General features: G+C 38.4%; 10 protein-coding genes. 8 read left to right on the forward strand and 2 right to left on the reverse strand.

What is annotated here, in order from left to right; translation table 11 throughout:
• Positions 1–94: 94 nt before the first annotated feature.
• The 4 genes from L2735_RS11375 to L2735_RS11390 all read left to right on the forward strand — a co-directional run bounded on the left by L2735_RS11375 (position 95) and on the right by L2735_RS11390 (position 4,111).
• Complete coding sequence (locus tag L2735_RS11375; protein WP_248984825.1) at positions 95–736, forward strand: trimeric intracellular cation channel family protein; 642 nt, start codon at positions 95–97, stop codon at positions 734–736.
• Between the two features lie 298 nt (positions 737–1,034).
• Positions 1,035–1,352 carry an antibiotic biosynthesis monooxygenase family protein gene (locus L2735_RS11380; RefSeq protein ID WP_248984826.1) on the forward strand — a complete coding sequence of 106 codons (318 nt, stop codon included), beginning with the start codon at positions 1,035–1,037 and terminating at the stop codon, positions 1,350–1,352.
• Positions 1,353–1,379: 27 nt separating this feature from the next.
• Positions 1,380–3,041 carry an amidohydrolase gene (locus tag L2735_RS11385; protein WP_248984827.1) on the forward strand — a complete coding sequence of 554 codons (1,662 nt, stop codon included), beginning with the start codon at positions 1,380–1,382 and terminating at the stop codon, positions 3,039–3,041.
• 2 nt (positions 3,042–3,043) lie between these two features.
• The gene (locus L2735_RS11390) at positions 3,044–4,111 is read left to right on the forward strand and encodes a CobW family GTP-binding protein (RefSeq protein WP_248984828.1); all 1,068 of its coding nucleotides are present in this window, start codon (positions 3,044–3,046) and stop codon (positions 4,109–4,111) included.
• A 372-nt stretch (positions 4,112–4,483) separates the two neighbouring features.
• Here the strand turns inward: L2735_RS11390 and L2735_RS11395 are convergent, their stop codons facing one another.
• Positions 4,484–5,332 (reverse strand): hypothetical protein, encoded by an 849-nt coding sequence (locus tag L2735_RS11395; RefSeq protein WP_248984829.1) that lies wholly within the window; start codon positions 5,330–5,332, stop codon positions 4,484–4,486.
• 25 nt (positions 5,333–5,357) lie between these two features.
• A complete protein-coding gene (locus tag L2735_RS11400; protein WP_248984830.1) occupies positions 5,358–6,707 on the reverse strand; it encodes a metal-dependent hydrolase family protein in 1,350 nt (449 codons plus the stop codon).
• Between the two features lie 290 nt (positions 6,708–6,997).
• On the opposite strand from L2735_RS11400, the gene L2735_RS11405 reads away from it, so the two are divergent.
• From L2735_RS11405 to L2735_RS11420, 4 genes are all read left to right on the forward strand, one after another.
• Complete coding sequence (locus L2735_RS11405) at positions 6,998–9,130, forward strand: carboxylesterase family protein (protein ID WP_248984831.1); 2,133 nt, start codon at positions 6,998–7,000, stop codon at positions 9,128–9,130.
• A 105-nt stretch (positions 9,131–9,235) separates the two neighbouring features.
• A complete protein-coding gene (locus L2735_RS11410; RefSeq protein WP_248984832.1) occupies positions 9,236–10,957 on the forward strand; it encodes a hypothetical protein in 1,722 nt (573 codons plus the stop codon).
• Between the two features lie 100 nt (positions 10,958–11,057).
• Positions 11,058–12,218 carry a patatin-like phospholipase family protein gene (locus L2735_RS11415; protein ID WP_248984833.1) on the forward strand — a complete coding sequence of 387 codons (1,161 nt, stop codon included), beginning with the start codon at positions 11,058–11,060 and terminating at the stop codon, positions 12,216–12,218.
• Between the two features lie 22 nt (positions 12,219–12,240).
• The gene (locus tag L2735_RS11420) at positions 12,241–13,695 is read left to right on the forward strand and encodes a phospholipase D-like domain-containing protein (protein ID WP_248984834.1); all 1,455 of its coding nucleotides are present in this window, start codon (positions 12,241–12,243) and stop codon (positions 13,693–13,695) included.
• Positions 13,696–13,697 lie beyond the last annotated feature (2 nt).

The following is a 13,697-nucleotide window of genomic DNA, read 5'->3' on the forward strand; positions in this document are numbered from 1 at the left end:
AAAACTTTTATCTCGAACAAAATTTAACCAACAAAGATCAATACGCCCTAATAAGGGTATTATCCACTTTACATATAAGCTTAAAGGAATAGCTATGTTTATTTCGACCACTTTTATAGAGGTTATTACCATATTAGGTACGGCAGCTTTTTCTGCATCAGCAGTACTTGCTGCAAATGATAGAGAAATTGATTTATTTTCTATAATCGTTCTCGGAATTATAGCGGCAGTTGGCGGAGGAACAATCCGTGATTGTTTACTGGATACTCCAGTGTTTTGGGCAGAAGATATGTCCTACATTTATATCGCAAGCGCCTCCGCTATTGTCTGCTTTTATACCATTTCATTTTTGAAGAAAAAGTGGATAAGTGAGATATATCTCTATATAGATGCGATAGCGATAGCCATGTTTTGTATTCAAGGCACTGAAAAAGCCTGGGCGCTTGGTTTTGGTCTACCAGTAGCGCCGGTGATTCTAGGAACGATGACAGCCGTGGGCGGTGGAATTGTCCGTGACATTATACTGCAACGACCTTCACTTATCTTGTCAAAAGAACTCTATGCAATTCCAGTCTGTTTAGGAGCGATAATACATGCAGTTACACTTGCTTATCTGCCTGATTATTCAGAGATAAGTGCATTGGCTGCGGCCTTTGTTATTATCTATTTACGCCACCTTTCAATACAAAAAAATCTAGTTGTCCCCAATTGGGCATTGCTCAACTTGAAGAAATAAACTGAATCGGAATCTCTCATTTATATGGGGGATTTTTTTGATTGTTTTTTGTGCTAGTGTACTTATTACAGTAATGTTTAGGTAATGTTCGTGTGCCTTAATTTAAGACACATTATGGACATAATACAGTTAATCAGTTTGGACAATTAATCGAAGCATCATCTGCTTATGGTTTTGATGAACAGATCTTAGCTTCATGTTTTAAATACTAAATTTAAGTACTAAGTTTAAGTGCTAAGTTTAAGTGCTAAGTTTAAATACTAAGTTTAAATACAAATCGAATATGGAGGAGACAGTAATGATGGATTTTCACTCTTACATGGTTATCACCGTTAAGCACCAAAAAGATTGTGATGTCGCTAAAACCTGGACAGAAAGACGCTGTATTGAAGAGGCTGCAGAGACTATTCCTGGCTTTAAATATGGAGAGATACTGGAAGACCCAAGTGAGCCATTACAAACTATTGTGCACTGCTGTTGGACTAATAAGTCGTCATATGAAGAGTGGTTAAGTAGCCCTGTGAGAGAAAAGCAGGAACAAGACCTCGCTGAATATGCGCCGGTATTAGAGTTCAGAAACATATTGCTTGATAGCAAACATTACGTTTCAGTTTAAATACGCTTAAATTAAGGGAATTATATTATGAGCAAAAGTAAAGTGACTGTATTTACAGCCAAGAATATTCTTACTATGGATCCAGGACGCCCGGAGGTGGGTGCTGTAGCAGTGCTTGATGGAAAAGTGCTTTCTACAGGTAGTGTTGAGTCTATGTCACCTTGGTTATCCCAATATGACTGGGAACTTGACGAAACATTTGCAGATAAAGTGATTTTACCAGGTTTTATTGAGCCCCATTCCCATTGCTGGATGTCGGCCGGCTTTATGGCATTAGACTTTATTGGACCACTCCCTTGGCCTGGAAGAAACGGTATAAATAAACCCGTTGAAGATTGTGATGCCATTTTTGAGTATTTGCGTGAGGCCGATAAAAGAGAAAAAGATCCATTAAAACCTTTAGTCGCTTGGGGCTATGATGAAGCAAAACAGGGTGGAAACATAGATCGTGATGCACTTGATCTCATTAACCCTACGAGGCCAATTTATATTATTTCTTGGGCACCACATCTGCTGTATATGAATTCAGCGGCTCTCTCACTGTCTAAAGTCCCAGAGAAAACGCAAGACCCACATATTAAGTTTTATGAAGATGGACGATTAAAAGGCATCGTCACTGAACCTGAAGCGGTTAGTTTTGCAATAGCGCCTGTAATGCAAGAAATTTCGGATGCCAGTGGAGTCACAGGCCTTAAATTTATGGCGAGTATTGCAAATCGCGCCGGTGTTACAACGATTGCAGATTTGATGTTTGGCGTACTTGATTTTGATACTGAACTCGCTGACCATTCAGCGGCAACTGAAGATCCTAGTTTTCCCGTTCGGATGAGGTTAACACCCTATGCCGCGGCTTTAAATGCTAAGTTTGGTGATGACGCGCCGAAATTTATGGATACCCTCAAAGCAAAAGAAACCAATGAATTATTCTTTGGCGGAATTAAGTTTATGAGCGATGGTTCATATCCATTGATGGGGTCGTTGGTCGGTTTTCCAGGGTACTTAGATGGAACGAATGGTCAGCCTGGAGACAGTAACCTAGCCGAGTTGATGAAACCATTTTGGGAGGCAGGCTTACAATTACATTGTCACGCCAATGGCGATTTAGCTATAGACCTGACATTAGGTGCCTTAGAAACGTTACAAAAACAACATCCACGATTTGATCATCGCTTTACTGTCGAGCATTATGCAATGAGCAATCAAATGCAGGCGCGTAAATTAAAAAGCCTTGGCGGTATAGCCAGTGTTAATAACTATTTTTCACACTTCCGTAGTTTACTTCATCGAGATCATGCTTACGGTCCAGATCGCTCTGAAACCGTTGGGCGCTTAGGAACATTAGAAAAAGAAGGGGTTATTTTTGCGCTTCACTCTGACTACCCTCAAGTCGTAGTGCCAATGCTACCGCTTACAGCTGTATACGCAGCAGTAAATCGAGTCGCTGAAGATGGAAAAACCGTCGTCGCACCAGATGAGTGTATTGGCGTCGCTAGAGCACTTCGTGCTATCACAATTGATGCCGCATACATCCTAGGCTTAGAGACTAAATTAGGTAGTTTAGAGCAGGGCAAATTTGCAGACTTTACTGTGCTAGAACAAAACCCATTAGAAGTTGATCCTAAGAGTATTAAAGATATTCCAATCTGGGGAACCGTTAAAGGCGGGGAAAAATTTGAGGCCCAAGAGTAAATATGAAGCAATCGAATGACAAGCCTTCTGCTTTGAATCATTTGGACAATGATATTCAAACAAAAACAGAAGAAAGTCGTCGTGCTTTATCTGGTATGTTGTTTGCCACCCTCGCTATGCGAGGGCGGCAAACGACCGTCGCTGATAAATCACTTCCTTTAACAATTTTAAGTGGTTTTCTAGGCTCAGGTAAAACAACGACGCTAAATAATTTACTCACCACTGATCATGGTATTAAGCTTGCTGTGTTAGTTAATGATTTCGGGCGTATTAATATCGACTCGGCGTTGATTGAGTCTAAAACCGATGACATGATAAGTTTGACTAATGGTTGTGCATGCTGCGCGGTTTCTGGTGACTTAACAAAAACACTCATTGAACTCACTGAACGCAAAGAAGTTCCTGAGGCGATTATCATAGAAGCCAGTGGTATTGCAGATCCTAACGGGATTGCACAGGTTGCCCTTTCTAATCCAGCAATATATTTGGACGGTATTATTACTGTGCTGGATGCTGAAAATCTGGTGTCACAGACTTCATCTGATCACACTTCAGGAACGGTTATCCGTCAGATACAGGCTGCTGATATTCTTTTGCTTAATAAGCTTGATATCGTTAACAGCCAGGTTCGCACTCAAATACTTGAATACCTTGAACAGCACTTTGCACAAAAAGTGATAATAGAAAGTTTATTTGGTGAAGTACCTATATCTGCACTTTTGGGGCAGTCAAAAAGTCCCAAGGTTAAATACTTTCCTATTGAAGGTAGTCATCATGCTGATAAATTTGAAAGTGTAAGCTTTAATGTTAAACAGCCTCTGGACAGAAATAAGCTCAATTTGTTATTTGATGCTCTCCCGCCCAAAATTATCCGTGCAAAAGGAGTGTTACTTTTGTCTGATAATGTTAACAATCGAGTCGCTTATCAACGCGTGGGTGGAAGATGGAGTTATTCAGATATGGGAGCGTGGATTAATGATGACGCTGAATCCAATATTGTTTTTATTGCACCTAAAGGTTCTGTTGAATTACTTGAGCTCGAATCTAAATTAATGGCGTGTTGTGTTTAAAACTTAATGCTACTTTTAGCCGTAATTATCTGAATTATGGCATTATTTATATTTTACATGAATCACGTAGTTGCAATTTATTGATAAGACTTTGTAATTACAAACTAGTTTAGGCGAACTAAATATCCAAACAGTGAAGGGGAATAAGATTCTCCTTTATCTGCCATTTTATGTTGACCTCTTGATACTTTGTCATTGTTTATGATGTTATTTAAACTAAGCTAGCGCGATTTGACGATGATATTAAATTCTTGCTTTATTGATTGTTATTTTTTCATTTTGATATTTTAAATAGCATATTAAAAATATGCAGTGACCAATTTGTATTGATCACTGCATAGGTTTTATATGTTTATTAAATGAGAACTCAGGCTAGCCGAAGAAAAAGCCGATTCTAAATAATGCAGTATGATCATATTGTTCTTGCTTATATTCCCCAGAGCTTATTAGAGGGCCTGTAAAGGTCATAGAAACAATGACTTTTCTATTGGCAATCATTTTGCCAATTGTGATATCGTAGGGTATGTAGTAATCGCCGGATTGCTTATTTGGGTTTTTAACGCCATCATCAAAATTTACTTTCCAATCAGCATTTCCCCAAAGTGTGAGTACCTCAAAGTATTTCCAAGGTAAATTGAAGTTAACTGTTGGTAACAGTCTTAACTCATTGACAGAATCGAAGGTTAACTGTCCAGCGCTATCAAATTCTTCTTCACCTCTCCAATATCGAAACAGCGGAATAAAAGCGGACCCTTTATGCTCTGCGCCAAAAGGACTTATTGGTATCGAAGTACCAAATGTAGGTATCCAGGTAGTTTTTTCTCTGCCTAAAGTCCCTCCACCAATATTCGCGCTGATCCCGGCCCCCCAATCATACTTTTTTGCAAACGAGAGCTCTTTTGGGGCAATCCAAATCGCTTGAGTATACACCCCTGCTTGGCTGAACGAGTTTTCATCAGGTACGTTGACAAAGGGAACATCAATACGAAAATAGGCAATACCATTATCATCTAATGATATCGGAGCATCTGCTCTCAATGTAGTAATATTATTGCTGCTGTTATTACCACCACTATTGTATTCAGCACGAAGATCAAATCTTGTGAGTGGCTGAGTCGCATCTTGACCTGTATTATTTTCTGTTTCAGCCATTGCTGCATGTGGAACGCTGCTGAGCAAGACTGAGCTTGCCAATAATATAAATCCCTTCTTAATCATCATTAGAATCCTTTAATTGATTAGATAGTTATTGTTCAATAGTGTCTTTATAAATGACGCCATCTTTCATGATTATTTTCAAGTTTTCACGTTTAGTGATGGCTGATAAGTCCTGTAATGGATTTCCTTTTACGAGTAACAAGTCCGCTAAAGCGCCATTTTTTACCACGCCTAAATCTCCAGGATATGGATTACGAGGGCCCGATAGTTTTAATAACTCTCCGCCATTACCGGTAGACATTTTAAGAATTTCGTAGGGAGTAAACCAGTTTAATAGGCGCTCCATTTGCTCTACTTGTTTGCTTACACCAATGCCTTTGCCTGGGCTGATGAATATATCAGTACCATGAACTACTTTGAGTTTTGACAGTTTCTTTATCTCTTCATACACCCCGCCAGTTCCTTTACACACCATGGCCTCTTTTTCATTTTGAGCGGGTGTTAAGTTTGGCGAACTACATTCGGTAAATGGCTGAATACTTAGCCAGATACCTTCTTTTTCCATACGTCTTAATGTTTTTCTGTCAAGAAGTTGCCCGTGTTCCACCACTTTTATTCCACCGTCTATAGCTTGATTGACAGCATCGGAAGTATAACCATGAACCGTTACGTAGGTACCCCAGTTCTTTGCCGCTGTTGTAGCTGCTTGGATTTCCTCAAGAGTAAACTGTGTGGTGTCCAGAGGATCTACAGGCCCACTGACTGAACCACCAACAGCTAATTTTATTTGCGATGCCCCAAGGCGAAGTTGCTCTCGAACAGCGGCTAACATTTTAGGAACCCCATCTACTAAAAGGCTATTGCCTGTCATGTCAGTGACTGGTACCGCTCCTCCAAGCATTGGGTTCTTTTGGTTAAATGCTCGAAAATCTGCATGACCACTTGTTTGAGATATCATTGCACCAGAAGCATATATACGGGGCCCCATTACAGAACCTTCATCAATGGCACGTTTAAGGCTAAATACCTCCCCTGACATATCTCTTGTCGAGGTAACACCGTTCATCAACATATCCTCAGCCATAACTGCAGATTGAATTGATTGATAGCCAGGTAAGCCCATTAGTACATCAGAAAAAGTGACTCCTGATAATGCTAAGTGAGAATGACCTTCAATGATCCCAGGCATTAATGTATGTCCTGAACCGTCGATAACTCGAGTCATATTATTAGAAAGGTTTTCTGTAGAAATCGATGTGATTTTATTACCTGTAACTAACACATTTGTCTTTCTAATGAGTTCATCATTTACCCCATCAAAAACATCAACATTGGTAAATAAAATGGTGTTTTCCGAGGGTGTGTCTTGGGCTAATACCGAGGAGCAAAAGCTACTTACGTATAACAACGTAGAAATCGCGATGCATTTTTTTAACATTCCGTGTCTCCATTTTAGTATTTTGTTAAATTGTTTTATTGATGAAAATCCGTAAAAATTAACTTAATGTTTTTTTGTTTTTAAAATCAGGCGCTTGTAGCTTATTCGGTAGTCACTCCTAACTCGCCTTAGAATAAGTATACAATTAAAATATGATTTTTTTGTTAATACTTAGTGTTATTGGTTGAGTGGGCCTGCCTTTGATACTAGAATATAAAGTAATTAATTTCACTATTAGTGTGTGAAATCATTAGTTTTATATTAGTCATATCTTTTGAATGGAGCTCTATATGAAGATAAAATTACTGCGGTTCTACATTTTGATAGTGCCATTTGCTTTATTGATAGGGTGTTCCAAATCTGACTCTGAATTAGCTTTTACTCCCGATCCCAATCCAGAAACACCAAACGAAGAAGAAGTGGTTGTCCAAGCTGGAGATGTCACATTACTGGTAAAATCTGAACCGGTTACTGTGGAACTGTTAAATAATTTAGACGACGGAAGCGACGTAACGACTGCAACTCATTATGTTGAAGTTATTAAGGGGGTTCCCTATGCCTATGCTGGTGAAGAGTTTATTGATTCCTCCGAATATTACGGCGAGCCTGCTCGGTTTAAGCACAGCGCAGTATTGCCCTTCGAGTTATTGGCTAATGAAACTAATTTTGATGCAACAGAGTTCGCGGATAAATGCGTTCAACCTAATTTAACCGATAATATGTCTGAAAATTGCCTAAATTTAAATATTTGGCGACCAGCTGGTACCACTGATGATGCTGACTTACCTGTTTATGTATACATTCACGGCGGTGCATTTGAATCTGGTTCAGGGCAAGAAGCGAATATCATTCCTGATGTTGTCGTTGCACAAAGTATTTCAGACGCTGGGTTAAATATCCGCACGGAACCCTTTATAGCCATAACCTTTAATTATCGATTAGGCTTATTAGGCAGTCTATGGCAAGAGGATAATGGTGATACAAAGGGGGGGAATTTTGGCGTCGGAGATCAAAAAAGAGCGCTTGAATGGGTCAATCAATACATTTCATTATTTGGTGGCAATCCGGACAATGTGACTGTGTTTGGTCAAGGAGCTGGCGCGACATCTATTCACTATTTACAGCAAACCCCTGATATTTTGGTTGATCTCGAAGGAGAAGATGATATTGCGGGTAAGTATTTTTCTAAATCAATCATGCAAAGTACGCCATATGGCGTGGGTTCTCGTTCATATGAATTAGCTGAAGATACCTATGCAACGATTTATGATTATGCCCAGGAATCCTATCCAGATAAAGACATTCAATCTCTTAGTATTGATGAACTTTTAGATATTCAACAAAAAGTTAAAAATCAAATTTCAGGGCGCTTATTTGGCTTACCTGATGGCGTCATCGAAGATATTATTGCTGATATTATTGAAAGCTTAGAAAATGGTGATAGCACCACTGCTTTGATCGCAAAATTATCACTAAAATATGCTTCAACGCTATTGGCTATTGAGCCGCGCAGTAAACTTACCGCATTTCAGCCCTACCTTGAGTCTCATACAGAATGTATTGATCAAGGCTTCTTTGGTTGTAAAGAGGAAGCGAATTACAAAGGTTATCATGTTGTTGAACAGGCCGTAGATACGCAATTAAAAGTGCCTTCAGTGGTAGGTTTTAATAGTGAAGACTCAAACTCTTTCACCGCAGCCCTAAAGTTAGTGTTTATTATTAATATTGAACTCTTGGATGGGATCAAGTTAATCGATGTGGTGTTGCAGCTTTTAGGTGACAGTGACGACATTCGAGATTTACCTCAAATTCCAGACATTCCAGCTTACATGTTGTTATCGAGCATTATGTATGCGGATTACTTGTCGGATTCTCCGCTAAATTATGCTGATTTTTCTCCCGCTTTAGATGATACCAATTTATCTGGTATTACTGAAAATATGGGTAAATTTAACGATTTAAATAACCAACTTATTTATAAGTGCGCCGCTAGGGATATTGCCAAACAAAACTCATCTGAAAGTTTAGCCTCGTTATATCATTTTGATTATAAAGCAGGATTTAATACTAACGTTGTGGATGATTCGATTTTTGGCACTATAGGAAATTTAAGTTGTTTTTCTGGTGTGCCTTGTAATGAAGCAGAATTACCGTTTGTGTTTAATCGAAAATATAACAGTAACGGTAACGAAATCGCGCCCACAGCCACAGATACCCAATTAATGGCGACAATTTCGAGACTGTGGTTCACTGACAAGTTATTTGAAGACAATACTTATAATAATGATATAGATAACGTTCTAATGATAAAGCGTAATGACTCAGATGTTGGGGTTGTAGAAAGGCTTGATGGTTGGGATTTGGTCATGAATGCAGGTATTGATGAAAATACCATGAACGGTATTTGCGAAGCAATTTACTAAAACCATTTACTAAAGCAATGATGAAATGATTTTTGAGTAATTCATTTATTAAAAAGTGGATTACTTCATTGGCTCAACAATTAAGAGCTAGAGAGAGGGAACGGTATGGCTTTGTTAAATATTAATTGTGAAACTTTTACGCGTTATAAATTTTTGGCTAATACATTATGTCTTTTAATCCTGACAATGGGGGTTGTTGATTTTTCTTATGCGGACTCTGAAAGTCAGCAAGGCATTGAAGATGAAGATATTTTTGAAAAGTATGGCATCCCTAAGGAGCTTCCCAAGTTTGGTCTAAGCTCGCTCACTCAAGGTGATCATATTGTTGAGCATGTTAAGAAAACAAATACCATAGCAGGTGAAGAAACAACTTCTAGTTTTTATTTGGTTCAAACAACAGATACCAAAGGCAATGTTGATATTCGGATTAAGTATTTTCCATCTGATATCAAAGCGGTAGACGGGCAACCCTCCTTGGCCGAAGATGGTGGCACGGTAGATTCAATTGAGTATTTAACTAAAACAGAATACAAACTACGACAATATGCAGAAAGTTATGACAAATCTTCAGTGACAGCAGAAGAGTTGGGTGGCGGAAAAGTCATCGTACGTTTTAACTACTCTAAATATGCATTACCTCAAGATATTGCATACTTTCGATTTATGCAGGTTGAAATTGTTGTGATTGATCGAAACCCTATTTCAATGAAAATCACCAACTCAGCCCCTTTTGACTATGGCGAGCATAAAATTGAGCGTTACACTCAGAAAATGAAATTTGAACGGCTAGATAATGGTCAGTTAGTCATAAAGAAGAAAACAATTTTGGGGGAAGGGACTGCAAAAGGTGAACCCAGTTCTTTACTTGTAGAGATTGAGCCTGTGGCATTCTATGATAATGAGTTAGGCACAATAGTGCGAAATCCTGACTTACTCGCAAAAGTGTCTGATCCCCGTATTCGAGAAGAGCGGGTTGAAGTTGATAGTGTTTTTCCTTTAATGGGCGATTTGGTAAGAAGGCAAGGTATAGATATCCCAATGCCATATGGTATTTCGGTTGCGTACCGAAATCAGAATATGGATGTCGATTTTACCGATTTTAATCTAGGTTTAGGAGCTTTGGGATTTGTAAACCTAGATAAGGATTTTGACCCGAGCCAAAGTGTCGCTTCCGTCCAGGCTGAAAGTTTTTCACTTCGTGGTGATGTGTTTATTTTACCCTTCTGGAACGTATATGGTTTATTAGGCAAGATTAAAGTTAGAGCTGATGTTGATGCACAATACACAGCAGAAACAATGAACGAGATTAAGAATTCTTTAAATAATCGGGTTCCAGGCTTAGGGAATAGTTTATGTAAGACGTTATCAGATAATAACCTTCCTTTTTGTAGTTCAGGCAAACTCAGAGTTCCACTCTCTTTAAACTATGACATGGTTGGGGTCGGCACCACTTTAGCGGTGGGTTATAAAGAGTTCTTTGCTACCATTAATGCGACTTTTACCCAAACTAAGTTAGAGGGGAATGATAGTTGGAGCGATGGTTTAGTCGTAGTTCAACCTATGCTGGGTTACCAGCTTGTTGATTATCGAGCGCAGCTACTTTTTGGTGCTGAGTACCAAGGGCTCGATGCGACAATGTCAGGAAGCTTAGGTTATGTTGATAGTTTACAAGGTGACTTTGATTATGATGTCGGTATCGATATTAATCAGTGGGCTTATTTAGTGGGTTTTAATAAACAAATAGGTCGTCATTATACTATCTCGGCATTATATAATTTTGGTGAAACCAGAGATGCATTCACTGTTAGCTTCGGTTATCGCTTTTAATAGACTTGAAAGGCTTTATTAGTATTTGTGGTTAACATTAAACTGAAGAGATAATAGAATGAATTTTAGTGCCATATTAGCTTCCTTAAGGTTCGGGTTCATGTTGGTTTTATTGACATCATGTGCGACTCATCATCCTTTAGATGAGCGCGTTCCGACATCCATTTATCAGCAAGTCTCATTAAGCCCTGATAGCGACCAAATTGGCAATGAACCCTATCGCTTTTGGGCATCTTCCCATCCAAATTTTTTATATGACAGTCAAACAAAAACGACACCTTTAAAAGTAGATGGAGACTCATTAAATATTTTAGCCCTTTCTGGAGGAGGGGCTAATGGTGCGTATGGCGTCGGAGTGTTGAATGGTTTAGCTGATTCAAATTCGTTGCCTGAATTTACTATCATAACTGGCATTAGCGCAGGCTCGTTAATTGCTCCTTTCATTTATACTCAGCAAGCTGATGGCATTGAGAAAGTGAAAGAAGTGATTTTAAACCTAACTGATAAGTCCGTGTTAGGTAAAAAAAACTATTTAAATGCACTTCTAAAAGATGCGTTTTCATCGGGCGATAATATTTTTAATCTTGTTGAAGCGACTTACACTGACGACATGATTGCAGAAATGGCCGTTGCTCATAAAAACGGTAAGCGATTATTTATCGGAACAACTCATTTTGATTCAGGAAAAGCAATCATTTGGAATATTGGAGAGATAGCTTCCAGTGACCTGCCTAATAAGCATAAACTGATCCATCAGATTCTAACTGCCAGTGCATCGATCCCTGGTGTCTTTCCCCCGCAGTTTTTTAATGTTTATCATGAGGGAAATGAATATGAAGAGCTCCATGTGGATGGTGGCTTAGGGTTTCAAATGTTTTTTGACCCCTCTAATTTTAACTATGAGGCGGTTGGGCTTGCACTTGGTTTGGAAACGAGCCCGAATGTTTACATTATCAGAAATGGTACTTTTGACACTGAATACAAGCAGCTTGCAGATAAAGGCACAGCCTTGCTGTCTAGAAGTCTTGAAAATTTAATTATTCAACAAAGTAGGGGGGATTTATATCGCATCATGTATATTTCGAAATCACAAAACATTGATATTCACTATACCTACATTCAAGAAGATTTTACCACTAAGAAGCAATCTAAAGACATGTTTGATAAGGACTTCATGAAGGCTCTGTATGACTACGGTTATCAAAAAGCCAAACATGGTGACTTGTGGATATCTGATTATGTAAATGATAGCACTTTTTAATCAATGCTTAAGGCCCTGAGATATGCATATTGTCATTAGGCTGGTTCTGCTCTATGTGATTGCTATGCAATCTGGATGTTCAAGTTCATCTTTAGTTGTTGATCGTAGTTTTGAAAGTGAATGGAAATCCTCTAATAGTCCTGCTGGCGTATACCTCATTGCTAATGCACCAGACGCTTTAGCCTTTCGAATCGATAAAATTCGAAAGGCCAACACATCGGTGAATATTACTTATTTTTCGTGGAATAAAGATGTTTCAGGCGTTTTTTTATTCAATGAATTACTAGCTGCAGCGAATAAAGGAGTTAACGTTAGAGTTGTTATCGATGACTCCTTATTTTTTGACGAAGGGTGGCTCGTTGAGCTAAATAGTCATCAAAATATAGATATAAAGCTTTTTAATCCTTTTACGTATCGGAAGCTTGGCTGGCTGGGGCGAGCTGTAGAGTTTCAGTCAAATAAAGATAAATTAAATCATCGTTTACATGAAAAGTTTCTTAGTGTGGATGGTAAGGTCATGTTTCTTGGTGGACGAAATATTGGCGATGATTATTTTAGTTATAATGCTAACGCTAACTTTTTTGATTTAGATATTATTGTTAATGGTGAGAGTGTCAGTATCTTTGACAAGCATTTCGAAGCGCTTTGGTTAAGTGAATTTGTTAGCCTTGTGTCCAATATTATTGATTATGAGCCTAAAGGCAAGTTTACACTTTTTAACAAACTCGTTGATGATATTCACCTTTCAAGACCTGCCATTATAAACAATATTGAATGGAGAGTGGTTCGTTTACCTTCAATAAAATATATTCCAGCAACCGTTTTCCCCATTTTTGATTCTTTAGATAAAAATATGGATTCATTGCCTTACTTTAGAAAACGGATTGAAAGATTCTTGTTGGACTATGAGGGCTCTGCAAAAAAAGAAATTATTATATCTACTCCTTATGCTTTACCTGCGGGAGATAATTTTGAGGTTATCACTGCATTTTATAACAATGGTGCTGATGTTACCTTGGTCACTAACTCTTCATCATCTAATGATTCCTCATTTGTTCCTGCTTACTATTCAATGTATCGAGAAGATTTACTTAATCTTAATGTAAATATTTATGAGTATAAAGATAACGCCGTTCATGCAGGTAGCTTTTATCACTCAACAACTCACTACCATAATAAGACGTTTATAATGGATAGGAAACTGACTTATATAGGCTCATCTAATTTTGACCCTAGATCAGACTTCCTGAACATTGAGTTTGGCTTGATGATTGAGAGTGAGGAATTTGCATCAGAAATGGTGGATTATATTCTACAGGATAAGGACGATATTTTTTGGAATGTCAGTTTTGATGATGAAGGAAAGTTGATATGGAGCTCCAATGGAGAAGTCTCTTATAACAACCCTAATTACTCAATTATCAATACAATGAGTGATGCACTTTATAGGCTGTTAAGAATAAAGCCTGATATTTAAGT

This window comes from Shewanella olleyana, from assembly GCF_023283825.1.
Classification (GTDB): domain Bacteria; phylum Pseudomonadota; class Gammaproteobacteria; order Enterobacterales; family Shewanellaceae; genus Shewanella; species Shewanella olleyana.

Bases quoted from the DNA above. Each gene is read 5' to 3' on its own strand.
- L2735_RS11375 (WP_248984825.1), top strand. From the start codon at position 95: ATGTTTATTTCGACCACTTTTATAGAGGTTATTACCATATTAGGTACG.
- L2735_RS11380 (WP_248984826.1), top strand. From the start codon at position 1,035: ATGATGGATTTTCACTCTTACATGGTTATCACCGTTAAGCACCAAAAA.
- L2735_RS11385 (WP_248984827.1), top strand. From the start codon at position 1,380: ATGAGCAAAAGTAAAGTGACTGTATTTACAGCCAAGAATATTCTTACT.
- L2735_RS11390 (WP_248984828.1), top strand. From the start codon at position 3,044: ATGAAGCAATCGAATGACAAGCCTTCTGCTTTGAATCATTTGGACAAT.
- L2735_RS11395 (WP_248984829.1), bottom strand. From the start codon at position 5,332: ATGATGATTAAGAAGGGATTTATATTATTGGCAAGCTCAGTCTTGCTC.
- L2735_RS11400 (WP_248984830.1), bottom strand. From the start codon at position 6,707: ATGTTAAAAAAATGCATCGCGATTTCTACGTTGTTATACGTAAGTAGC.
- L2735_RS11405 (WP_248984831.1), top strand. From the start codon at position 6,998: ATGAAGATAAAATTACTGCGGTTCTACATTTTGATAGTGCCATTTGCT.
- L2735_RS11410 (WP_248984832.1), top strand. From the start codon at position 9,236: ATGGCTTTGTTAAATATTAATTGTGAAACTTTTACGCGTTATAAATTT.
- L2735_RS11415 (WP_248984833.1), top strand. From the start codon at position 11,058: ATGTTGGTTTTATTGACATCATGTGCGACTCATCATCCTTTAGATGAG.
- L2735_RS11420 (WP_248984834.1), top strand. From the start codon at position 12,241: ATGCATATTGTCATTAGGCTGGTTCTGCTCTATGTGATTGCTATGCAA.